This is a genomic window from Neobacillus sp. KR4-4, assembly GCF_042136325.1.
In the GTDB taxonomy this organism is placed as follows: Bacteria; Bacillota; Bacilli; order Bacillales; family Cytobacillaceae; genus Neobacillus.
The window spans coordinates 24,365-48,033 of the sequence record NZ_JBHHJU010000034.1; the positions used below are offsets into that span (position 1 = coordinate 24,365).

The 23,669-nt window shown below is 39.4% G+C and carries 20 protein-coding genes; all 20 read right to left on the reverse strand.

Annotation, left to right across the window (positions count from 1 at the left end; genetic code table 11):
• Positions 1 to 5 precede the first annotated feature (5 nt).
• The 20 genes from essB to ACE198_RS24590 all read right to left on the reverse strand — a co-directional run bounded on the left by essB (position 6) and on the right by ACE198_RS24590 (position 23,658).
• Positions 6 to 1,187 (reverse strand): type VII secretion protein EssB, encoded by a 1,182-nt coding sequence (essB, locus tag ACE198_RS24495; protein ID WP_375377371.1) that lies wholly within the window; start codon positions 1,185 to 1,187, stop codon positions 6 to 8.
• Between the two features lie 64 nt (positions 1,188 to 1,251).
• Positions 1,252 to 1,503 (reverse strand): EsaB/YukD family protein, encoded by a 252-nt coding sequence (locus ACE198_RS24500; protein ID WP_375377372.1) that lies wholly within the window; start codon positions 1,501 to 1,503, stop codon positions 1,252 to 1,254.
• Positions 1,504 to 1,516: 13 nt separating this feature from the next.
• On the reverse strand, positions 1,517 to 2,029 hold the full coding sequence (gene essA, locus ACE198_RS24505) for a type VII secretion protein EssA (RefSeq protein WP_375377373.1): 513 nt from the start codon (positions 2,027 to 2,029) through the stop codon (positions 1,517 to 1,519).
• The gene (gene esaA, locus ACE198_RS24510; RefSeq protein ID WP_375377374.1) at positions 2,004 to 5,360 is read right to left on the reverse strand and encodes a type VII secretion protein EsaA; all 3,357 of its coding nucleotides are present in this window, start codon (positions 5,358 to 5,360) and stop codon (positions 2,004 to 2,006) included. The genes essA and esaA overlap by 26 nt, the downstream gene beginning before the upstream one ends.
• 222 nt (positions 5,361 to 5,582) lie before the next feature.
• Positions 5,583 to 5,879 (reverse strand): WXG100 family type VII secretion target, encoded by a 297-nt coding sequence (locus ACE198_RS24515; RefSeq protein WP_026565218.1) that lies wholly within the window; start codon positions 5,877 to 5,879, stop codon positions 5,583 to 5,585.
• Between the two features lie 466 nt (positions 5,880 to 6,345).
• A complete protein-coding gene (locus ACE198_RS24520; RefSeq protein WP_375377375.1) occupies positions 6,346 to 7,362 on the reverse strand; it encodes a tripartite tricarboxylate transporter substrate binding protein in 1,017 nt (338 codons plus the stop codon).
• Positions 7,363 to 7,386: 24 nt separating this feature from the next.
• A complete protein-coding gene (locus ACE198_RS24525) occupies positions 7,387 to 8,901 on the reverse strand; it encodes a tripartite tricarboxylate transporter permease (protein WP_375377376.1) in 1,515 nt (504 codons plus the stop codon).
• A gap of 17 nt (positions 8,902 to 8,918) precedes the next feature.
• Positions 8,919 to 9,383 carry a tripartite tricarboxylate transporter TctB family protein gene (locus ACE198_RS24530; RefSeq protein ID WP_375377377.1) on the reverse strand — a complete coding sequence of 155 codons (465 nt, stop codon included), beginning with the start codon at positions 9,381 to 9,383 and terminating at the stop codon, positions 8,919 to 8,921.
• Positions 9,383 to 10,099 carry a FadR/GntR family transcriptional regulator gene (locus tag ACE198_RS24535; RefSeq protein ID WP_375377378.1) on the reverse strand — a complete coding sequence of 239 codons (717 nt, stop codon included), beginning with the start codon at positions 10,097 to 10,099 and terminating at the stop codon, positions 9,383 to 9,385. The genes ACE198_RS24530 and ACE198_RS24535 overlap by 1 nt, the downstream gene beginning before the upstream one ends.
• Entirely contained in the window at positions 10,092 to 11,153 is a 1,062-nt protein-coding gene (locus tag ACE198_RS24540) for an Ldh family oxidoreductase (RefSeq protein WP_375377379.1), read from the reverse strand. The genes ACE198_RS24535 and ACE198_RS24540 overlap by 8 nt, the downstream gene beginning before the upstream one ends.
• Before the next feature lie 20 nt (positions 11,154 to 11,173).
• Positions 11,174 to 12,121: a hydroxyacid dehydrogenase gene (locus ACE198_RS24545; protein WP_375377380.1), complete on the reverse strand. Its 948-nt coding sequence runs from the start codon at positions 12,119 to 12,121 to the stop codon at positions 11,174 to 11,176.
• A gap of 11 nt (positions 12,122 to 12,132) precedes the next feature.
• The gene (locus ACE198_RS24550; RefSeq protein WP_375377381.1) at positions 12,133 to 13,287 is read right to left on the reverse strand and encodes a UxaA family hydrolase; all 1,155 of its coding nucleotides are present in this window, start codon (positions 13,285 to 13,287) and stop codon (positions 12,133 to 12,135) included.
• Between the two features lie 2 nt (positions 13,288 to 13,289).
• Entirely contained in the window at positions 13,290 to 13,571 is a 282-nt protein-coding gene (locus ACE198_RS24555; protein ID WP_375377382.1) for a UxaA family hydrolase, read from the reverse strand.
• Positions 13,572 to 13,912: 341 nt separating this feature from the next.
• Positions 13,913 to 14,908, reverse strand: coding sequence for an ABC transporter substrate-binding protein (locus tag ACE198_RS24560; protein WP_375377383.1), 996 nt, complete (start codon positions 14,906 to 14,908; stop codon positions 13,913 to 13,915).
• A 1,165-nt stretch (positions 14,909 to 16,073) separates the two neighbouring features.
• Entirely contained in the window at positions 16,074 to 16,781 is a 708-nt protein-coding gene (locus tag ACE198_RS24565) for a hypothetical protein (RefSeq protein WP_375377384.1), read from the reverse strand.
• 192 nt (positions 16,782 to 16,973) lie between these two features.
• Positions 16,974 to 18,128, reverse strand: coding sequence for a Ger(x)C family spore germination protein (locus ACE198_RS24570; RefSeq protein WP_375377385.1), 1,155 nt, complete (start codon positions 18,126 to 18,128; stop codon positions 16,974 to 16,976).
• On the reverse strand, positions 18,115 to 19,215 hold the full coding sequence (locus ACE198_RS24575) for a GerAB/ArcD/ProY family transporter (RefSeq protein WP_375377386.1): 1,101 nt from the start codon (positions 19,213 to 19,215) through the stop codon (positions 18,115 to 18,117). The genes ACE198_RS24570 and ACE198_RS24575 overlap by 14 nt, the downstream gene beginning before the upstream one ends.
• 24 nt (positions 19,216 to 19,239) lie before the next feature.
• Complete coding sequence (locus tag ACE198_RS24580; RefSeq protein ID WP_375377387.1) at positions 19,240 to 20,805, reverse strand: spore germination protein; 1,566 nt, start codon at positions 20,803 to 20,805, stop codon at positions 19,240 to 19,242.
• 383 nt (positions 20,806 to 21,188) lie between these two features.
• Positions 21,189 to 22,154, reverse strand: coding sequence for a carbohydrate kinase family protein (locus tag ACE198_RS24585; protein WP_375377388.1), 966 nt, complete (start codon positions 22,152 to 22,154; stop codon positions 21,189 to 21,191).
• A gap of 28 nt (positions 22,155 to 22,182) precedes the next feature.
• Positions 22,183 to 23,658 carry a sucrose-6-phosphate hydrolase gene (locus ACE198_RS24590; RefSeq protein ID WP_375377389.1) on the reverse strand — a complete coding sequence of 492 codons (1,476 nt, stop codon included), beginning with the start codon at positions 23,656 to 23,658 and terminating at the stop codon, positions 22,183 to 22,185.
• Positions 23,659 to 23,669 lie beyond the last annotated feature (11 nt).

Sequence of the window (23,669 nt, forward strand, 5' to 3'; positions counted from 1 at the left end):
CTCCCTCAGTTCTGCGGGTTTAGTATGGATTCCAGACCATATTTGTCAGCATATGTATCATATTGGTCTTGATATTTTTGAACTTTCTTTTCACGTGCTGTCCCACTTAAATCAGGGTCATTTTTTGCCTGTTCTATTTGCTTAATCAGTCCATACATAATTAATTGGGGATCATCAATATACTTTGCAAGATCGATAGACCTAGCAAAATCACCCCGGCCATTGTAAATCCAATACAATAAATAGTTAGGATCACTTTTTATACTAATATTTTTCAAGATTACCTCTTTCTGATCATCAGAAAGCTTTTCTGTTTTAATGAAGGAATACGCAAGAACATACTTACTCGTATCTGGTAATTTTTCTGGTGTTTGATCTTCTAAATCATTAATGACATTCCCATAATCTATAGATAAAAAATGACGATCTGCTTCGAGGAGATCTTTCTGGAAAGGTGTTTTTACAAAGCAAAAATAGACGAGCGGCACAGCCAATATAACGACCAGTGCAATCATGCTAAAAGTTAATTGTTTATAAAGGCGAAACTTCTTTTTCGGTACATTTACTATGTTTTTTTCTAACTCCTGCTTTTCCTTAGTGTACTGTTCTTCCAAAAATTTGACTAAAGAAGTGAATTCCTGAAGTTCACCCACTTGACGTTCAAACGCAGAATCCTTGGCATTTGCTAATGAACCAGAATAGAGGTCATCGTAGGTATACTTTTTTGAAAATAATGCGATAATGATACATTTATATTGGAGAATAAGTTTATCTTCATTCAGTTCAAATGGGGGAATTAACTCCCGGATTCCGCGAAACACGATTGATGGTAAAAGATTCTCATCAAAAATCAGATTGTCGGGATGTAAGAAGAAGGTCATGCGCGTGGTTAGGATTGTTCTGAATCGAGCAAGATTACACAAAAGGCGTAGTTTTTCTTTTCTGCTTAGCTTTTGTATGTCATCCCATGTGTGAGCCCGTGGATCGACTTCAAATGAGAAGGTAAACTTGTCGTCTCCTTCTTCAACGATTGCAGGAACGAATAAATCTGAGTCATGGTTAATTAAAGCCAATTGGCGTACATCTTTGACTCGTGTTTGGGATTTCGGCAAGTCGAGCTGCCATTTATTATTAAGAATGAGAAACTTGTATGTCATGGACTCCAATTGGATGCTTTTTTCATTCATGGGTTCTAACTCCTTTTAAGAAACAGGCGCTATCTTCCCATCAGACAGGCCTGTTTCTATATACTTATAAGACTAGTAAAAGGTCTCCATTGGTTACCGGGTAATCGATAAGCCGGTCGTCATCTGCCAATAAGAGTTCCTTATTAGAGAGCTTTACTGCAAAAAGAGGTGCTCTAGCAAGATCCAGTTTTAAGGATTCGGCCAAGTTCACCAGCAGTTGTTTCATCGGTTGATGAGCAGGGATTCTTACGTCATATTGCCCTTGGCCCCATCTGCTAAAATCAACGGTCACGTTAACATGTGTTTGACTAGACATGATGTTCCCTCCTTTAACCGTGCATTTTTCTCATCATTGTCAAAAAACTGCCGCAGCCAATCACGACCATTCCTAAAAATGCCGTGATTGTTTTAGTGTTTAGAAAACCATCATGTTCATCATCCAGCTCGTTCTGGGCGGAAGCTGTATTATATTGAACGGAATAATCACTTGAAAACAATGCTGATTCGGTTTGCTTCAAGGTAATATCAGACTTACTCGGCGTAACAAAAAGCCCTTGTTGTAAATCGGAAGTAGATTGTTCCAGTTCGATTTGTTTCGTTTTAAAGGCAGTCTGAGTTTGTTCTTTGAACAGGTCAGGTGCCAATCTTTCCAATTCTGTTTCTTGATAATCCTGAGTGTCTAATGTCTTCCTATCAACTGCATCTTGGCCAATCCGATCCGTTTGTAATCGGATTTTCCCGCTATGGTCAAGGGTTTCATCTGCTAAAGGCTGGAGTGAGAACATCATTAGAAAGCCTGCAAGAACAGCGATAACGCTAAAGAGCTTCACTAATTCCTTCATGATGAACCTCCTCGCTTTTAACGGACCGATTAGTGACAAACAAATGACCAACTATGCTGACAACAGTTAAGGCTGCTAAGCCAAAAATAATCCACTTCGTTTCAGCTGTTCCACTTCCAAAGTTCATTAATAACGTCTCAATGTATTGCAAAGGTGAGTAGTCTCTTAATGCCGCAGCGGCAGAGAATTGATCAAAGTGACGCCCGAGCGCCTCTGTTAGGAATAAATAGAGGCTCAAAATCACCAAAAGGATAAACATACCGGCCATTTTCAACTGCCGTAATAAATATGATGCTGCCAAGAGCTGTGTGACCATAATTAACGTGATTAAACTGGTCCATTGCAGGAACTCCCCTTCACTCATTTGCAGCATATAGGCAGACAGCAGCCCAATTACGATTCCCTCGATGAGACCAATACTTACCGTTATAATGGTAAGCGGTATATTATTGACGACTACAGATTTTTCACCTGCAAATGTATCATCTTGTTGACGTTTTCGCTCATGATTAGAGAGAACATAAGCGGTAAATAACGCGACAATAAAACAAATCAAAACAACAAAGTAGGGTGTAAAGGTATCACCTGCAGCGATGACTCCAGCATTCTTGGTTTCGACCGGATTTGAAAGAAAGCTTAACAACTCTTCATTCGGACGGTCACCTATGCGGCTATTGGCCAGCACTCCTGCGAAATTGCCGGCAAAGTTTTGATCCTCTGCCAATTTAGTTGTTAAATTATTCGAAAGGTCCCCGGCCTGTTTTACTAAATTCGTACCACTGGCTTGAATTTCCTTCGCTTGCCGATCGATCGTATCGAAGGTTCGATAAACCGAATCAGCGGAAGCTAAATTAGACTTTGACTGATCCGCAAGGGATTGACTTGCAGCAAGCAGCGAGTTAAATTCATTTCCTATCGATAAAACGATCTGTTGTTCTTCATCCCCATTCAGTAAAACCTTTGCTTGTTCCGTTTGTAAATTAAGACTAGCTTCACGCCATGCTCCCAAATCTTTTAACGTCTCTGAAAGATTCGTATTTAAAGTTTCTGCTTGTGCCGTTGTTTCCTTTATCTTTTCCGACATCTGCGCTGCATTTTGATTGGCATTATCAACTAGCAGCATATATTCATCTATTTTGCCTTTTACATCTTCTGTTTGACCGCGAATTTCCTCTGTAATTTGTTCAGCAACATAAGCGGCTAATACATCCACAATGTCTTGCTTATTAAATAAATAATAAAGAGAATCTACTGTTGCCATTTCGGTAAGATTGGTTTGATTCAAATCATTTACTAGGTCCGGACGATTAAATAACTCCATGCCCATGCCAAAGTATAAATTATACAGCGTCATTAACTTATGGAAATCACTGACGGTATCACTGGAAGCATTGATTAGAACATTGGTTGAGTCCCCAGTGAGAGGTGACATCACTTGGTGGGTAATATGGTTATTTAAAATTTCCAATCTCTCAATAATACTTTCGTTATCATTGTCATTTGATTGAGTCACGTTTTGTGTATCGACCGGCTTTTCATCACTTGTACCTTCGCTCGGCTCTTCAGCTGCGACTGTCAATTCACTTTCTTCGGACGATACGGATGGATTTGCTTCCTTATCAAGTTTAGCTGAATTTGCCTGTGTTGTTTGCGGTTGTTCTGGCTGTTCTGGTTGATCTGGCTCTTCTGGTTGATCTACATCGGTAATATCCTTCTGATCAAGTTCCCAACTCCATGTAATCGGCTGGAATACATCAAGGATTGCATCCATATTATGAAGTGCCACATTAACCTTCACAGTAAATTGCCCTTTATCTGTTGAAGGAAGTTTAATTTTATCTTTATGGAGAAATGGCTCAGTATAATCCATTTCCTCGCTATTTGGTAATGTTAATAACACTCTCTTAATCTCAAATTCTTTTGGAATCGAAAGGGTAAATTCCTGCCCGTTCTTTTTATTTTTATCCAAGTGTACGGTATCTGACAGAGTTACCCCCTTTGTCATTAAATCACTTTTTAATTGTTCTACCGTTTTTGACAAAGGTATCCCATTTGCAACGCGATTGGGAGTATAACCAAACTCTTGATTGTATTTATTGGTTACAGCTATGACATTTTTCAGCTGTGTAATCGTTTGATTACTTAAACCTAAGCCGTCTAAATCCTTACTATCCATTGTTGGCAACTGATCAATTTGCTTCTGTAATGTTTCCCGAGCATTTTTATCTGGAGCCGCAAACATATGATTTAAGGATACATTTTGCTCCTTACCGGAACTATTTTTTATCTCGCTTTTAAGCTTGTCGGTAATTGCTTGCTGCATATCTGATGCCAATGTTTCCGACAGCTCTGTATTCATTTGATCCATTTTATCCTTCGTGTTCTTTAAGTATGTTTGAAGGGCAACTGATTCGGTTAATATTGTCGCGGATTGATCATCATTTTTGTGAAACTGATCGTTAATCGCCTTATTGGCTGACGTTAAATAATCTAATTGCTGCATGACATCGCTATGATTCATTTCACGACCTAACATATTAAGCCGACCGGAGAAATCTTTAGTTAAAAGGCCATTTGCCCCTTTAAGTTTCGTAAAATCCACTAAGCTGGATTGGTAGGTATGACTCGCGGTTACATCCTCACCCAAACTAGTTGTGAACCCCTTTAATAGATTCTGTAAGCCCGTAAAACTCTCTTTCGATATCACTGTGTTACTCTCAACTGCTCCAAACTGATTGGTGTAACCGGCTAAGGGACGATGGATCGATTGATTATAGAAGTTCGTATATACTTGCTCCTTATTTACCAATGTACCAATATTGTCCTGAGCATCATGTAAATTGCCGATGACACTGGCAAAATAGACATCAATAATTTGGCGGTTAAAATCTCCTAAGATTGCGCTCGCCGTTTTCTCGGCTTTTGCTTTTATATTGCTGTTTTCCGAAGCATTAATTTTGTAGTTCAATACCACCTGTTCTGGCGATTTCGAATCAATTGATAATGCCTTTTCTGTAAAATCATTCGGAATGACAATTATCATGTTGTAGACATTCCGCGCAAGGCCGCTTTCAGCGACTCCACGGCTGACAACATACCAGTCATGTGTATCATCTTTCTCAATGTTCTTGATGAATTCAGCACCGAATTCATAGTTCTTATCATTAAATTGAGCACCTTGATCTTCATTAACCAATGCTACAGTCATTTTCTGCTCATCAGTACTGGCTTTGCTATTGGAAACTTGATTCAATGCCAGATAAGAGATGCCCGAAGATAATGCAAGGATCAAAACTATAAATAACAAGGCACCCCGCTCAATCCTTTTCATTTACTCAACCCCTGAAATTTTTAATAGTAATAAAGAAATGATTTCTATTTTTATATAAAAACAAATTAATATGTTGGGAATTTTTTAAATTTGCATTTTACGACAAATAAAGAATAAAAGCCACACAACGATTGTCGCGTGGCTTTTGATTTATTGGGAACTAGTCCCGAATGACTTATTCCACTGATCCAATGTTAATCTTCCAGATGTCAGGCAATCGGATTAATTAAGCCCAAAATTTTGTGATAATTGCTCATCTTGTTGAGCAACTGCATCCGCTGTCTTGTTCAATTGTGTGTTGATTTCTTGCATCAATTGAGCAAAATTTTGTACCTTTGGCTTCAATTGGTTAAACTGATCATCGAATCTTTGGAAGGCACGGCCTTCCCATTCACCACGAAGTTCATTTTGTAAATTTGTTAAGTCTCTTAAAATTTGCTCAATTTGTTGTGAACTTTGCCCATAGCGAGTTGCTTTAGCTTTTAACTCTGCAGGGGTCATACGAATTTGTCCAGCCACTTGTTCTCCATCTCCTCTACCTATAGTTTGCCCTGGAATCGATTTATCACTTTTTCCAGAACATTATCACTACGTTGGAAGTATATTCCTATCTATTTTTTTATCATAGGTTCATTCAACATTCAAATCACCCCGGATTGGAGTACGTTTTTTTCTAGTACTTTCTTTCTATTTATTTTTGAAATTAGGATTTTTTAGGAGGAAGATGCGGAAAATATGATTCTTTCTCATCAAGACAATGGAATGGTTTTTAAGCAAAAATTAAGGGGATATTAAAAGTTGTAGAACTTTTTGCCTGTTTTTGGGGATGAGTTGGGCTCCTTGTCCAGTTCCAAATACACAAACTTTACTTGACAAGAAAACGTAATAGATTGGCATTTTGATGTTAAAAAGTGAAAAAAGAGGCTTCTCAAAAATTGGATTAATGAGAAGCCTCTCTATGTTTTTCATGTGAACACCGATGGGTTTATTTTCGGATCCCAGTCGTCTCAGCTAATTGCGTGTATTTTTCTGTTTCCTCTTTGACGGCTTTCGTAAAGTCATTAGAGTTTAAGTAAGATGGCTCCAGTTTAATTTTCTCTAATTCATTTAAGAATTGCTCATCCTTTTCCATTTTTGCTATAGCAGAATCCCACTTTTTCACAATGTCATCAGGAGTGCCCGCGGCAAAAGATAATCCGGCCCACCATTTCACCGTCAATCCTTTATATCCTTCCTCCTCCACTGTGGGAACCTCTGGGAAAATTGGACTCCGTTCTGACGATTGAACTGCCAGAAGTTTAATTTTTCCTGACTCTGCAAGAGAATACAATTCTCCCACCGTGTGTACAGCTAAAACGACGTGACCCCCTGCTACTTTTGCTGCTGAGTCACTCGCACCTTCGGATGAGACCATATTCGTTTTTTTATAATCTACACCAATAGAATCAAGCCATTCGGCAACACCAAAGGCTGAAAAACCAGCTGGTCCTACGCTTGCCCAAGTTAATTTTTCAGGATTTTTCTTAACCCACTCTGTAAATTCTTTAAAACTCTTCCACTGCGCATCTGATTTTACAGCATAAGCTAATGTTCCTTCCGCAACCCGGGAAGTAAATTTATTATCTTTTGCTGTTAATATTGGCTTTGAATTTCCTGCTTCATACATCGTTGTTGCGGAGTTATTATTCACTAGCACAGTATAACCATCCGCTTTAGCTTCTTTTAGTGCATATTGAGCCCCAATAATTCCGCCGCCGCCTGGCTTGTTGGTAACTACAACAGGTTGCCCCCATTCTTTGCTCAAATGTTCGGCTACGGCTCTAGCTGCTAAGTCCACACCGCCACCTGCTGCAAATGGAACAACCAGTTCGATTTGTCTTGTTGGATAGGAATCCGCCTTCTTTTCACTAACCGATGCAGTTTTAGTATCGTTAGAGCAGCCTGTCAAAAACACCATTAAGAGCAATAAAGTGGAAAAAATGGCAGAATAAAACTTCTTCATATTAGTACCTCTCATTCTATATTATTAAAATTCCATTTGGCCGCCTGTCTCCTGCATGATACGCTTTTTTGTCCGTTTCATTAAAAAGATAGAGATGATCATTAATACCCCTGCTAATAGAAGTAATGTTAATGAAATGGGCCTTTGGAAAAAGATCAACAAATTTCCTGATGATATTTCAAGCGATTGGATAAATGAACTTTCCATTTTTGGGCCTAAGACTAAGCATAAAACAAAAGGGATGATGGGCCACTGATATTTATGAAACAGATATCCTAATATTCCAAAAATTATTGCTACAATCACATCAAACATACTGTTTCGAACAGAGTAAGCACCTAATACACTAACCATCAAAATCATAGGACTTAAAATCCCAAAGGGCACCTCTGTAAGTTTTGCCCATAGCCCAATCAATGGGAGATTTAAGATAAGTAGAATAATATTTCCAACAAACATACTAGCAATAACCGTCCACACCAGCTGGCTATTTTGTTCAAAAAGAACTGGTCCTGGCGTTAATCCATAGATCATTAATGCCGCTAATAAAATAGCTAGAGGTGGTGATGCCGGAATACCTAATGCTAACAAGGGGATGAAACCTCCTGAGCTTGTTGCATTATTAGCTGATTCTGGACCTGCGACCCCTTCGATCGCACCTTTGCCAAATCTTTCTGGGTTCTTTGAAACCTTTTTTTCCAAGTCATAGGAAAGGAAAGAAGTAATTGTGGCCGATACTCCTGGTAAAATTCCTAGAATAAAACCAAGCAGGCTTCCTCTTAGGATAGGAAATAAACTCATTTTCATATCCGCCTTATTTGGATAGGCATTTTTTATTTTTTCATGTTTTATGCTAACCCGTTTTTCCTCAAGTCCTTTTAACACTTCTGTTATGGCAAATAATCCAATAATCACGCTAATCATTTCGAATCCGCCAGTCAGAGCACCCACCCCAAAATTAAATCTTGGCATACCGCTTGAAATGCCGATCCCGACCAACGAGATTAAAAACCCAAACAAGCCCATAATCATTGACTTCGCAAAAGAGTAGCCAGTTAAATTGAATAAAATCAATAAGGCAATGAGCATTAAGGTAAAGTACTCCGGCGGTCCAAACTTTAACGCTTGATCTGCCAAGATAGGAGCAAATAAAACAAGACCAATTAGTCCAATTATTCCTGCAATGAAGGAGCCTATGGCAGCAACACCAAGTGCCGCTCCCCCTCTCCCCAATTTTGCCATTGGGTATCCATCCAAGGTGGTGGGTACGGAAGAGGCTTCGCCAGGTATATTCATTAAAATGGCCGTCGTAGATCCCCCATACATGGATCCATAATATATTCCTGCCATCATCATAATTCCTTGTGCAGGATCAAGAATAGTTGTCATTGGCAAAAGGATGGCAATTGCTGATGTTGGTCCAAGTCCTGGAAGAACTCCGACAAGTGTTCCAAGCAGCGAACCCAATACTACAATCAATAGATTGAAAGGGGTAAGGACTTCAGTCAGTCCATGTAAAAGATACATGATGGATTCCATTTCTATACTTCCCCCTTCTAGAAAGGTAAATTGTTACTCGGAAAGGGTGTTTTCAACAAGACAATAAATAATAAGTACAAAGCAGTAGTAAGGACTACCGAGATAAGTATTGAGAAAATCCACCGATAATTTCCGATTATTTTAATCATGTATATAAATGTGATCATTGTACTGAAAAAATAACCAATGTATTCGATTAAAAGACAATAGATAAATAAGCTGCCGATAGATACAATCATTATAAAAGCGGTTCTTCCTCTAGGCAGGACAGGTTTAGTCTTCTCTTTGCTCGTTCGTTCAAATAGAAGGATTCCTCCAGCGATAACAAGGAGAACACCTATTAATCCGGGAAAAGTGTGGTCCCCAGTCAGTATTTTGTTTCCATAGGGATAAAGTCTAATAGATTCAACGATGGACAAACACCCTAAAATGATTGAGATAATGGCACCAATTCTGTCCGGAGAAATAAACTTTATTTGCATTAGATCTCTCCTTCCTGTGTTCCAACTTTTAACGTCTGTTCAACACTTTCTAAATGTTTCTCCATATATTCTCTTGCTTTTTCAGCATTACGTGCTTTTATCATTTCCGCTATTTTTACATGTTCATTCCAAGAATATTGGATACGTTCTGGTATTTTAGCAGTTTCCTTTCTCATAGATCGGAGCTGCCCAGTAAGATTTATCATCATGCGAAGTGCTAATGCATTATGTGAAAGTTTTAGGATTATTAAATGGAATTCCTGGTCTCTTTTTGACAAACTTGACCTTTCTACTTTATCCGCCTTTATCAGCTGGATAGTGTCTACCACATACTGATATAATTCATTTACCTGCTTATCAGATGCTCTCTCGACTGCCCATACCACCGCTTGTGTCTCAATAAGTTTTCTAATTTCAAACAAATCCGCAAATTGGTCGGTCCTAACAAACAAATGATCGGTCATTGAATGCAAATTACTATTTTCATTCATTACGAAAGCACCTTGTCCGTGCTTGATCTCGATTAATCCCAATGTCGAGAGAATTTTATAGGATTCTCTTATTGTGTTTCTGCTTACATTAAGCCATTGTGACAGCTCCCTTTCAGCTGGCAATTTTTCTCCCAGCTTTAATTCTCCACTTTTGATGAGACGCTTAAATTCCTCCACAATCTTACTTGGAACAGTTGAACGATCAAACTTTAGTTGCTTAAACATCAAATCCACCGGGAATATCCAATTTGAACTTTTCTGCAAGTGCCTTTAATTCTTTTCTAACTTCAGCGGATAAACTAATGCCTGACTCCAATCTTTCATTGTACGACTTTTCCCTGCGTTCTCCTGGATAAAGAATCGACTCGACTCCTTCTTTTTTAGGACTATCCTTGATTTGAGATAACATGGTTTTCAACGTTTCTGAAAAATTATGGAGCGGAAGGAACTTTTCAATGTCAATCAAGAGAAAGAAATGGCCAACGTTTGCTATGTCATGCGAATCTTCATATATACTGTTTACAGTTGGACCATATGCTGCTCGTGTTAAAATTCCTGAAAGAATCTCAACAGCAAGAGCCCAGCCGTATCCTTTTACTCCTCCGGAAGGAAGTACAGCCCCAAGTAAAGCCGCCTTTGGATCTTCGGTATCCTCCCCATGTTGATCGATGGCCCAGCCTTTCGGAATGGAGTTTCCTTCTTTAGCCGCAGAGATAATTTTTCCTCTTGCCACTACACTTGCAGACATATCGATGATACAATCGGGTTGATTATTTACAGGAAAGCCAAAAGCAATTGGGTTGGTGCCAAAAAATGCTTCTTTTCCTCCCCAAGGCGGTATTCCTGGTGGAGAATTGGTCATAACAATGGTTGCCAGACCTTCTTTACAGCCTAATTGACAGTAATAAGAAGCAGTGCCAAAGTGATTGCTATTTCTGACTCCAATGGCAGCGATTCCTGTTTCTTTTGCAAGCGCTATCCCTTCTTTTAAAGCGTGATAAGCAACTGCCTGTCCCAGACCATTGTCACCATCTACAGATAAGACCGATAACGCCTTTTTCTGAATCGAAATGGAAGGGGTCGGATTAATCCGTCCTTCCTCCATTCTTTTAGAATAAATAGCCAACCTGCTAATGCCATGGCTGCTGACCCCTTCCAGGTCTGCTCTCACTAAAGAGTCTGCCACAACACCTGCATCGGCCTGATTCACATGTTGACTTTTTAATACATTTACTATAAATTCTTTTAAATGCTCCGGTTGGTATATCACCAATGCCATCACTGCCTTTTAATTAACGATTATTTTACAACCATCAGGGAATCTACCCCTTTAAGAACTTTTACTACTTCCTCACAGATCATATTAGTAACTCTCTCTTGTGATTCCATTGTTAACCCGGCGATATGCGGAGTGATGATAATACGTTTATTGTTTAATAAAAAATGGTCAGGTTCCACAGGTTCTTTATCTAAAACATCTAAATAGGCTCCTGCAATTTCCCCTGATTCAACTGCTTCTAATAGAGCATGTTCGTTTACAATCCCGCCTCGAGATGTATTAATAAGAAAGGCCTCTTTTTTCATTAAATTAAATTCTGACGAACTAAACATCGAACGTGTATCTAGTGTTAATGGAGTGTGTATGCTAATGAAATCGGACTCGATAAGTAATTGATGAAATGGAAGCTTTTCGATTCCTGTTTCGACAAACGGGAAACTTAAATCATGTAAATAGGGATCATAACCAACTACCTTCATACCAAATGCTAAGGCACGCTTCGCAAGCCTATGACCTATATCGCCAGTTCCAACTAAACCTAACGTTTTTCCGTATATCTCATTTCCAGTAAATCGTTGTCTGTTCCAATTCCCACTACTTACGTCTTCAGCCGCTCTAGAAAGTGACCGATTAGCATTCAAAATTGCGGACATTACGTACTCAGCAACAGAAATGGAGTTAGCATTTAGGGCAGAAATAATTTTAACTTTTCGCTGGTTCGCTGCTTGAAGATCAATATTATCAAGTCCCACTCCCAATCTACCAATTACCTTCAGCTTCTTTGCAGCAGAGATCACTGTTTGGTCAACGTTGGTTTGATTTCTGACTATTAAAGCATCAGCATCTATTATTTCATTAATTAACATCTCTTTATTTGCCCATAAATCTGGGATCTCTACTACTTGTCCCATGATGTTTAGCAGAGAAATACCGGAAGAAGACATCTTTTCTGAGATAATTATTTTCATTTTCGCCTCACTTAAGCACTACGATAAAGTTTAGTAAGGACAAATTCTCTATGTCCGAGACTTTCAGCAGCGGTTAAACGTCCGTTAATAGTTCTAATTAACATTTGTAATAATTGATCCCCAGCTTGTTGAAGGTTATATTCCCGATTTAACAAACCGGTCACATCCACATCAATATGCTCTGACATCGTCTCAACCGTAATTGGATTCGCTGAGATTTTTATTACAGGTACGATTGGATTACCAATAATATTACCTTGGCCTGTTGGGAAGAAATGGACAACTGCTCCTCCGGCTGCCATTAAAGTTATGCACTCGGCGGCAGCAGATGAAGTATCCATAAAATTCAAGCCGGTTTTTGTCGGTGCTTCTGCAGGACCTAATGCATCGACTACTTTTTTCGTGCCTGTTTTTTCAATATTACCAAGGGCTTTTTCTTCAATAGTGGTAAGTCCCCCCCTAATATTCCCTTCTGTCGGCTGACTTCCTAGCAGGTCAACACCTTTTGATTCAATTTCTTCTATATAATTATTGTAAATGTCTAAAAACTTATCTTTTACTTCAGGTGTCTCACAACGATCAACGATTAAATGTTCTCCCCCGGTTAATTCCGAAGTCTCACCAAAAAATACCGTTCCTCCTCCGTCGACTAACCGGTCTACTACATTTCCTACCGTTGGGCAAGACCCTAATCCTGTCGTCGTATCTGACTCGCCGCATTTGATACTTACTAGAATTTCAGAAAGCTCAACAGGTTCTCTTTGGATTTCAGAAGCCTGTTGGAGGAATTTTTGGGCTGTTCTTGCTGCCCTCTCAATTGTGGAAAAATCACCATATCGCTCGATAGAATAACCCGCTACAGGTTTTCCTGTCTTCTTAATTCCTTCTACAATTCGCTCGGTCCACTTTGGCTCAATCCCAATTACGATAACGGCCGCCACGTTTGGATTCGCACCATTGCCAATCATTGTATTAAAAAATAAATCAAGATCAGGTCCATATTGCAATCTGCCGTATGCATGCGGAATTGCTAATGTCCCAGGCACAATTCTACCTACTGCTTCTGCTGCAGCATTGGAGATATCATCCACAGGCAGGATCACTACATGATTCCGAATACCAACTCTTCCATTTTCTCTACGGTAACCCCAAATAGTATTTTCCATTTTTACCACCTCGCCGTTTTTAGGTTATGTGTATGAACATAACTTCCTTGTTTAATTTCTTCGGTTGCAATGCCGATTGGCACGCGGTACTCAATCACCTTACTGTTCTTAGTAATATCTTCTAGCGCAATCTTATGTCCTAGAGGAATATCATGTTTGGAGTTTATTAGAATGGTAGAATCATCCTCTAAATAAACTCCCTGTACAGCCTCTTCTGCAGAAATGTCCGCAATGGCAACTCCAACGGAATCCCCGATGTGATGAATTAAGAATTTGTGTGACAATTTATACCATCTCCTTTATTGAATTTTAATACTGGTTGAACGTCCAGTGGTCCAACCAATTAAGGCATGAGCGACACTAAAAAATGATCGAAATGAAATGATAATTCCTTTTTTTTAACAAAAAAGGCCTTGCACGCTTTAGAAGCGAAGCAAGGCCTACAGTTGTCTGTACGGCATATACATTATTCCGATTGGTTAACTATGTTTTAAAATTTATCATCGGATAAAGAGAATGTCAATATAATTATGAAAATTTTTTTAATAATGAAATATCTTTATAAAAAAAGCCCCTGGAAAAAAACCTGCCATGTTTATGGCAGGTTACAGATAATCGCAGGGTCTTATTCTCCTACTATTCTTGCGTCCTTAAGCATCTCCTCTGTTAGGGTAATTCCTTCTTCCTGGGCTGCTTTTTTGTTAATGAATAGTTCAAGGTTTTCCGGGAAGCCAACAGGAATTTCGCTTGGTTTTTTTCCTTTGAGAATTTCCACTGCCATTTTACCGGTAGTGTAGCCTAAATCGTGATAGTCAAATCCATAAGATGCGAATGTTCCACGTTTTACAGAATCACCTTCACCAACAAAGGTTGGGATATCCTTGGCATTGGCAACAGTTATAACTGACTCAAGGGCAGCAACAACGGTATTATCCTTTGGAATGTATAATACGTCTGCACGACCTACCATTGACTCGGCCGCCTGCTTTACTTCAGAACTAGCTGTTATCGTGGTTTCAACTGCCTCCAGTCCGGCTGCCTCTATTGCTGTCTTCGCATGTTTTACATTTACAACAGAGTTGGGTTCTCCATTGTTATATATGATGCCTACTTTCTTGGCATCAGGAATAAAGGTTTTAATTGCGGCAATCGTGTTCTTTATAGCGTCAGGATGTGTATCAGATGTACCTGTCACATTCCCGCCTGGCTTTTCTAAGCTTTGGACAAGCTCGGCTCCGACTGGATCGGTAATCGCAGTAAATAAGGTTGGAATATCCTTCGTCTGATTGACCACCGCCTGAGCACTAGCTGTGGCAATAGCCAAAATAAGGTCATTCTTGTCTGCGACTAAATTTTGGGCAATGGACGTATTATTGTTCATGTCCCCCTGAGCATTTTGATAATCAAGCTTCAGATTCTTTCCTTCTTCATAGCCGGCATCCTTCAGTGCTGCGATAAAACCCTCACGAGCTGCATCAAGAGACGGATGTTCAACAATTTGCGTAATTCCTATTTTTACAACTTTCTCTTTTTCCTCTCCTCCTGTTTCCTTACTTCCCCCACTGCACGCGGAAAGTAACAATAATAATCCACACAATACTAATGCTAAACTCTTTCTCATCTGTAATCCTCCCCAAAATATTCCACTATTTATGTAGTTTCTCGATGAACAATTAAGAAAGCGATTTCCTTTATCGATATAACTTTTGAAAATTTATAATATTCAGATTCTATCATGTCCACCAGTCTAAGACAATAGTAAATTTCATATCTAGAAAGCAGCACTGAGAAAATAAATAAAGCTCTTATAGTAAACGTTGTTGCTGTATTTGATTTGTGGCCCATTCGGACAGTTTTCGCGATTTCAAAGGGAGTCGTGTCCGAACATCGGGCGTCTTCAGACAGTTTCCATAGTTTCAAAGGCACTCGTGTCCAAACATCGGTCGTCTTCGGACAGTTTCCATAGTTTCAAAGGCACTCGTGTCCAAACATCGGGCGTCTTCGGACAGCTTTCATAGTTTCAAAGGGAGTCATGTCCAAACATCAATCGTCTTCGGACAGCTTCCGTGACTTCAAAGGCACTCGTGTCCAAACATCGGTCGTCTTCGGACAGCTTTCATAGTTTCAAAGGGAGTCATGTCCAAACATCAATCGTCTTCGGACAGCTTCCGTGACTTCAAAGGCACTCGTGTCCAAACATCGGTCATCTTCGGACAGTTTCCATAGTTTCAAAGGCACTCGTGTCCAAACATCGGGCGTCTTCGGACAGCTTTCATAGTTTCAATGGCACTCATGTCCTAACATCGGTTGCTTCGGACAGCTTTCGTGATATCAATGGCACTCATGTCCTAACATCGGTCAGCTTCGGACAGCTTTCGTGATATCAATGGCACTCGTGTCCGAACAACGATGCCGATAACAGCATAAATAAAAAAGCACTAAACCTGATTAAGTAAGGTTCGATGCTTTTTCGAGAAATAATGATATTACATTATGCCTTCCATTCATCTAGAAATATAAATTAAATAATAGCTTCTAACTTTGTCGATATATACTTCAGAATTTGTAGATATTTCCCGGGAATTTGTTGAAATTTGAAAAATAGTGAAATTTTAATTGAATGAGGTCGTGGGGTGAAATTTTATTTGTATCGGGTATCGCAACGGTCTCTTCTAGTCCTTCTTTATGTTGGTACCCAAGGTCTTTAATATATCGCCTAGCGATACGAAACAAACAGCATATCGCCCCGCGATACAAAAGACATTAGAGCAGCCTAAAAGGACACTTTATTTTCTAAATATCGATAAAAGTCCTCCCCATTTTACTCTAGGTTTTTCAATAGCCTCTTCTAAACGTTTATTAAAATCATTTTGTGAACGCCATTCTTTTTCCAGTTCGTCCCGTATATTTTGTATCTCTTTTTGTAAGGATTCACTTTTTTGTATTTCTTGTAGCAGCAATGTTTCGTAATGGGTATTTTGTTGTTCAATTAATTTTTCAATTTTAGTATTCGTTTTTTGCGCTGAATTTGCAATACTAGAACTGATAACATGGTGATCTTGCTGAAGTCGGGAAACCGAGGTTTTCAGCTGTGACATATCGTTTGTCAATTGAACATTCATTTCACGTGAAGCTGCAAGTTCATTGACTACAAACATTAAGACCTCTTTTAATTGCTTGGGATCTTGTGGTAGATTTCCAAATATCTCCTGTGCTACAATCTCCGTTTCATTGGATCCTTCTAATCTTTCTTTTTGTTGATACACAATCTCTTTAGCTGTATCGTCCAGGGGCTTGTCCGTATCGCGTAACGCTATAAGCGCTCCTATATCGGATTGAACAAAGATACGTCGATCGCCATCCTTCAAAAACTCATATCCATTCCGCTCCAAGATTTGGCCATATTTTCGAACAGTGGGCGTTGCAATCCCTACTTCTTCTGCCGCTTCTTTGGAAGAGAACGCACGTTCATTCGGTTGTATATCACGTCGCATATCGAACCTCCTTTTCTATTAAATATGAAGGATTTATGACTTATTTGCAAGAGTTATATCGCCCAGCGATACGAAACATAATTAAGAACAGGTCGGCTTCCTTGGATGCTGGCATGAGTGTTTATATATAAAAGAATAACCCGCCTTGTAGTAGGCAGGTTACAGAAAAATATAAATTTTATTCCACTATCTTTATTTTTTCTTTGAACCAATCATTCCGTAATCCTTTATCGTAATCGATACATCATAGGTAATCGGAAGCTCACTAAATTTTTCATCCCAATTCCCCTTTACGTTTTTCCAGACATTGGGATATTGTATTCGTAATTGATTGCCAAATCCCCCCACATCCACTCCCAATTCCTTTTGCATTTTTTTGGTAGTATTCACTACTAAGCGTCGCACTTCCTTCTCCGTCGCATTTTCGATTTGTTTAATAGTTTTGTTCTTAAAAGCAGGTTTAAAGTGAGGATTCCAATATTCAGCGATCCTTCCCTCTGACTCAATTTTTACATCAAACGAAATTCTGCCACCGGTAACATGCGGCTTAATTTTGCTTTTCATTGACTGAATCTGATAATATGTGGGTTTATCCGACTCTTTTTGGTAGGCTTTTACCGCTCCGCTTTTACCCTCTCCTGTTATCCAATTTATGCCTTCAATTTCTTCCTTATTAAGAATCCCAATCATCTTGTTGGTCCTTCCTTTGATTACGGCCGCTCCATCAAATTCAATTTCTCCCTTTTTTATATCTATTAGTTGTAAAAGGAAGCTGGTCTGTGAGTTCGATTTCCCCCAAATCTTCATTAATGAGATGTGCCTTAAAGCTTTAGTTGTAAGTTCCTGTTCTGCAATTTCTACCAAGCGCATAGCAGGAATGACTTCTGGTTCCTTTGCTTCTAGAGTTCGTGCGGCTGCTCCTTTAGAAATAAAAACTAAGGTACTTCCTCTAATATCGATATCCCGAAAGAACAAATCTGTTATTTCTCTTATTGGCTCTTCACGAGCAAGACTTTGCCCAATAATCACTGCTTTTTCATGTGCCCCTGAAATAAACCCTTCCCTTCTTAAGGTCGTTTCCCAACCAATTGGTTCTAGTGAATTTCCTGTCGCAGAGACATTAATATAAGGTTTTTGTTGTGGCAATTTGTTATTTGAACTACCGATTGCATTTGGTATTACATATTGAAGAGTCGATCGTATTTTTCCATCTTTTGATTTATCTACAGCTGTGCCGACAGCGATATTTAAATCTTCAATGGACTTGCTGCTCCAGCAGCCTGACAGCAGAAAAAGTAAAAGGATCGAGACAAATGAATTTCTCAGTTTTGGCTTACATTTTTTCATATTTTCTTTCCTTCACCTTTGAGATAATGAAAAGGACAATCGGCATAATAAAAAATAAATAAAGAGCGAAATTACCAATCACATCTGACATTTTGAATACCTCATTTATATTTTTAGGAATCATAGAAACTAAATAAATGAGCGGCATTAAACTATAAATAAACGCGGAACTATTTTTCGAAAAAATCTGATTCAATCCTAGAGTAGCAATAAATAATGCAATGACATACGTAGAGAATATTTGCATAATCCAAATGACAAGAATGAGGGAATCGAATCGTTCAAATAAAAGGCCTTTGATTTCAAAGCTTCGAATAAATGTAAGTACAGGCCATGTTTGTGTCACCACCGCGTCTACTGACATGGTACCTACTACGATTACCACGGTAATGGTATAAAAGATAAAGGGTATTCCAACTCCAAGTAATGGAACTTTTGTTACCTTGGTCTTTTCCTTCATAAACATATAAATAAAGAGGAGAATTTCGAAGCCTGCAAAGGAAAGAGAGGAAGTTGTTAACCCCTTCAAAACAGGTCTAACCCCCGATCCTAGCACCGGACGTAAGTTATCCACCTCAAATAATTCGATGCCTAAAAACATGACCATAAGGAGAAACAGAACCGTAATTGGAAAAATAATTTCTAATAACCGCGCAATGGCATTTACCCCGCCCTGAACTAAGTAAAGACCAATCCACAAAAATGGCATCATGATAGCCCATGTTGGAGTTCCCTCAAGTAAGAATAATCGGGTAGTTTCAGCCATAGTTCGAACCTCATAAGCGGACAACGCAATATAGTAGCAGATAACTGTTAAACTTAGCAGCGATCCTATCCATTTTCCAAGAAGTTTTTGATTAAATTGATAGAAAGTTTCATTCGGGTATCTTTGGCATAGTTTTAATATGACTACTGCTACAAAAGTAATAATTACTCCACTAACAATTATGGCGATCCAAGAATCGGGAGTCTTTATTTTTTCTGTCGTAGTTCTGGGCAGTGTTAAAATCCCTGCACCGAAAATAAAATTTGTGATAAACATTACTGCTTGATGCGAAGTTATTCGATCTAAAGGACTGGAAGTCATAATTGGTCAACTCCTTTCAAACCGTTACCTTTTTCTTACTGAATCTTTTGGATGCAACAGTTTTGGACGGCGTTTCATCAGGAATAAGGGGACCCGTATCATGAAGTCCTTCCAATCCGACAATCGAAATGATACAGCCGGGCTCACATAAGGAATGCCAAAACTTTTAAGCCTGACCAAATGACTGCATAGCAACAGGAAGAATAGAACGACTCCATATAATCCAAACACACTAGCAAATAACATTGACGCAAAGCGAAGAATTCTTAATGCAACCCCTACATTATATTGCGGTAACGTGAATGAAGATATGGCCGTGACAGCGACAACGATGACCATGATTGGACTTACTATTCCTGCTTGCACTGCTGCTTCTCCAATGACTAAACCGCCGACGATCCCTATCGATTGTCCAATAGGTTTTGGTAAACGAAGCCCGGCTTCTCTTAATACTTCTATTGATACTTCCATTATGAGTGCCTCAATTAAAGGAGGGAAAGGAACTCCCTCTCTGGTGGCTGCTATGGAGAAAATGAGCTTAGTTGGAATTAATCCTGGATGAAAGGAAATAAAAGCAATATATAAAGAAGGAACAAATAAAGCAATAAAGGCTGAAAGATAACGTAATATACGAATTAATGTCGCAGCCATCCATCTTTCGTAATAGTCCTCAGGAGACTGTAGCAGCATATGGAAGGTAACAGGAACAATTAAGGCAAAAGGTGAGCCGTCCAACAGTATAGCTACCCTTCCTTCCATCAAAGCCCCCATAACACGATCAGGTCGTTCTGTACTTTGCACTTGCGGGAATGGACTTAAAAAATTATCTTCGATTAATTGTTCAATATAACTAGAGTCATGGACATCATCAATTTTTATTTTGTTAATCCGTTGCTTAACCTCTTCTAATAAATGAGGGTCTACAATATCTTTCATGTAGATAATGACTAGTTCTTTTTTGGACCGCTCTCCAACCTGAGTGCTGATGATAGATAAATTTTGATCTTTGCCATGCCGCCGGAGAAGAGCTGTATTATCCTTTAAATTTTCAATAAAGCCTACCCTAGGTCCATGTACCAATGCCTCAGTAGACGGCTCTTCAATATTTCTTGTTTTAGCATTAGCAATGCCAGCCAGGAAAACGTCTTCTAGACCATCGACTAAAATCGCAATTGACCCAAACATTATTCCGGAGGTTATATCCTTAAGAGCACGAGCTTCACTTAAACCGCATACAGAAAGGGCTTGATTTTTAATATACTCCTTTAAGGAGGAATTTTTTAGAGGATGGCCGGTATCTTTTGGTGAAGCCCACATGAGATCAACCAAAATATGATTATTAATTACATCCGCATCTGCCAACCCATCTATAAAAATAATAGCAATACGTATACCCGTTGTTCCCATTTGAAACTCACGAAATTTCACATCTGAATTATGCCCAATCTCTTGGCGAATTAAATTTAGATCTTCCGTAAGATTGCCAGTCATTTCATTAATAGATTCTTGAAATGGCTGTTTATCCTGTTTTGCATTTTTTGCAGACTCTTCAATTTTCATCCGGTTTTTGTTTAGCCTGCGCCATCTCATTAATCATCACTCTTCTCTAATGAATGAACCCATTTGAAAAATTTAAAAAATCCAAGTGGAACTATGAATGTAATAAATGCTTGTACGAAAATGATATAGTCCGGTATGAGAGAAAGGATTTTCTTGAACATTAAAATCTCTCCTATAAATGCTCAAAAGTATTTTCGTTAAAATGGTTTTAGAACACACGATTGTATTGTTTACCTTTTATGTTAAAATTAACCGATTATTGGAATAGTAATTTACTTTGATAAAAACATGGATAAATTTTAACAGCACAAAAAGCCACTCCCTAATTTTTATAGGAAGTGGTTATTGCTATTGATGCCAATATAAAAGTAAGCCTAACTATACATTGTCCCTTGCAGACTACATGCGTATCACTAGCCTATAAGCTCCTCAACTTCCCCCTTAGTTGGAAGGGCGGAAATTGCTCCTTTTCCTGTTGTAGTGAGAGCCCCGCTTGCATTGGCAAATCGCAATATCTCTGTTTGATTGCCCCGTAATACTTCCTCGAGATTAGCCGGGGTTGCTTTCAACTCTAGCAATTGATATAAAAATCCGCCCATGAATGCGTCACCCGCTCCTGTAGTGTCCACAGGTTTAACTGAGTATCCTCTCGATTCAATCTTTTCATCCTTTAAAAACAAATCTGCGCCAGCAGCTCCCTTTGTGTAGATAACTGCCTTCACGTTTCCAACGAACAGCGATTGTATCGCAACGGACTCCTCTTTTATTCCCGTAATAAAATTTAGCTCTTCATCAGAAACCTTTACGATATCCACAGTCGGTAAGAATTCGAGAATCGCCTTACGACAGTCATCTGGATTTTTCCAAAGCGGCAGCCGCACATTGGGGTCAAAACTGACCAGGCCATCCGCCTCTGACACAGCTCTAATTGCCTTTTTATGAGCCTGTTTCATCGGGCTTTCCACAAGATCAACCGAGCAAAAATGGAGTATATCCCCAGCTTGGAACCACACTGGCTCGATCTCCTCCTCTCTTAACAGCAAATCAGCAGAAGGATTACGGTAAAATGAAAAATCACGTTCCCCATTTTCTTTTAACGAGACAAAAGCCAAAGCTGTATTCGCTTCACCAGTCCGGTATACTTTGTCCATCTCAACACCAGCCTCGACAAGCTGCTCGACTAAAAAGTCACCAAACGCATCGTTTCCTAATTTAGAAATCATCGCTGCTTTCTGCCCATATTTAGAAACGGCCGCAGCCACATTTGCCGGCGCTCCCCCTGGGGCTCTCTCAAAAGAAAAAACATCCTTTAAGGCCACCCCTTTTTGAAGTGGAATAAAATCAATTAATATCTCTCCAATCGAAAATAGCTTTCCCATTCTTTCACCTCAAGTAAGTCTAAAAAGTCTATATGATATCCCATTTAGCAGCCTTTACTTTCGTTTGACCACCACGAGCAAACACGCGAATTCCATTACTATTTTCACCAGGAAAAATCCTTGCGGTAAATACTTCTTCCCCATTATTTACAAACACTTCAACAGAGGAGACATCAACAAAGATTCGGAACGAAATCTTTTCAGCATCCAACATACACTTCCGAACGGTACCAAACTCCTCAGCAAAGGATTCACCCGACCCAGTCCGGTCAAATACAACCTTTTTCGCAACCGCATCATATTTAATCACGGTTTTATCTATTTCTCCGACCCGGAGTTCCAAACCAAACTCCTCTGCTGTACTATCAGAGAATTCCACAAGAAGCTCATACACGTCTCCCTCGAAATGATCCAAACTAACATTTTCATTCTCAACTGTTTGACTCGCTTCCACCTCTTCTCCGCGAAGCAATACTAACTCAGGCACTGGCTGCTGAACCAGCTTACCGTCTTTAACCGATAGCTCACGAGGGAGTGTTAAGCAGTGTGCCCACCCATTTTTATCAGTAGGATAGTCAATCTCCGGTAATCCCATCCAGCCGACTAAAATACGTCTCCCTTGATGATCCACCGTCGATTGTGGTGCGTAAAAATCAAACCCGCGATCCAACTCATGAAATGCACCATGCTTTAACTCGATATTCTCTAAATCTATTGGACTTCCAAGTACATACCCTGATTGATAAATGTTTTGATAGTGGTCGCCTTCCGCTTTTAACCCTTGTGGGGAGAAAAGGAACACACCTTGCTCGTCCAGCTCAAAATAATCCGGACATTCCCACATATAACCGAAATTTTCACCTAAACCAGTCTTCAATTCACCCGCAAACTGCCAATCTTTTAGATTAATAGAGCGATATAAAACGACACTTCCAGTCTCATTTTCCCTTTGAGCACCAATCACCGCGTAGAAATGATCCCCATGCTGCCAAACCTTCGGATCGCGAAAATGATCGGTATAGCCACTTGGAATATCAGCAATCACCGGTGCATCCATTTTCACAATGCTTCCATCCGGACTCATTACTGCTAAACATTGATACGGGTGTCGATTCCAATATTCATCGCGCGTGTTGCCAGTGTACATTAAATATAATTTCCCATCATGCTCTATTCCACTTCCGGAATACGCCCCATGACTATCAAATTTATTTGACGGCTCTATGCCCATTCCAACATTTTCCCAATGAACAAGGTCTTTAGACTTCGTATGATACCAATGCTTCAACCCATGGACCGGCCCAAGCGGAAACCATTGATAGAATAAATGATATTCCCCATTAAAATAACTAAAGCCATTCGGGTCATTTAACAATCCTGTCATCGGCTGAATATGAAAAGACTGCCGCCATGGACATTGATTCACTAGTTTGGCTAACCCTTGAATTTCCTCTTCGGTCACGTCGTCCATGCTTCTGTATCGTTTTTCGGTTGTCCATTCCATGCTGATTCACT

Coding starts and splice junctions, on each gene's coding strand:
- ACE198_RS24520 (WP_375377375.1), bottom strand. CDS start 7,362: ATGAAGAAGTTTTATTCTGCCATTTTTTCCACTTTATTGCTCTTAATG.
- ACE198_RS24500 (WP_375377372.1), bottom strand. CDS start 1,503: ATGTCTAGTCAAACACATGTTAACGTGACCGTTGATTTTAGCAGATGG.
- ACE198_RS24525 (WP_375377376.1), bottom strand. CDS start 8,901: ATGGAATCCATCATGTATCTTTTACATGGACTGACTGAAGTCCTTACC.
- ACE198_RS24530 (WP_375377377.1), bottom strand. CDS start 9,383: ATGCAAATAAAGTTTATTTCTCCGGACAGAATTGGTGCCATTATCTCA.
- ACE198_RS24590 (WP_375377389.1), bottom strand. CDS start 23,658: ATGGAATGGACAACCGAAAAACGATACAGAAGCATGGACGACGTGACC.
- ACE198_RS24535 (WP_375377378.1), bottom strand. CDS start 10,099: ATGTTTAAGCAACTAAAGTTTGATCGTTCAACTGTTCCAAGTAAGATT.
- ACE198_RS24575 (WP_375377386.1), bottom strand. CDS start 19,215: ATGACTTCCAGTCCTTTAGATCGAATAACTTCGCATCAAGCAGTAATG.
- ACE198_RS24580 (WP_375377387.1), bottom strand. CDS start 20,805: ATGAGATGGCGCAGGCTAAACAAAAACCGGATGAAAATTGAAGAGTCT.
- esaA (WP_375377374.1), bottom strand. CDS start 5,360: ATGAAAAGGATTGAGCGGGGTGCCTTGTTATTTATAGTTTTGATCCTT.
- ACE198_RS24540 (WP_375377379.1), bottom strand. CDS start 11,153: ATGGCATTGGTGATATACCAACCGGAGCATTTAAAAGAATTTATAGTA.
- ACE198_RS24565 (WP_375377384.1), bottom strand. CDS start 16,781: ATGCGACGTGATATACAACCGAATGAACGTGCGTTCTCTTCCAAAGAA.
- essA (WP_375377373.1), bottom strand. CDS start 2,029: ATGAAGGAATTAGTGAAGCTCTTTAGCGTTATCGCTGTTCTTGCAGGC.
- ACE198_RS24585 (WP_375377388.1), bottom strand. CDS start 22,154: ATGGGAAAGCTATTTTCGATTGGAGAGATATTAATTGATTTTATTCCA.
- ACE198_RS24550 (WP_375377381.1), bottom strand. CDS start 13,287: ATGGAAAATACTATTTGGGGTTACCGTAGAGAAAATGGAAGAGTTGGT.
- ACE198_RS24560 (WP_375377383.1), bottom strand. CDS start 14,908: ATGAGAAAGAGTTTAGCATTAGTATTGTGTGGATTATTATTGTTACTT.
- ACE198_RS24545 (WP_375377380.1), bottom strand. CDS start 12,121: ATGAAAATAATTATCTCAGAAAAGATGTCTTCTTCCGGTATTTCTCTG.
- essB (WP_375377371.1), bottom strand. CDS start 1,187: ATGAATGAAAAAAGCATCCAATTGGAGTCCATGACATACAAGTTTCTC.
- ACE198_RS24570 (WP_375377385.1), bottom strand. CDS start 18,128: ATGAAAAAATGTAAGCCAAAACTGAGAAATTCATTTGTCTCGATCCTT.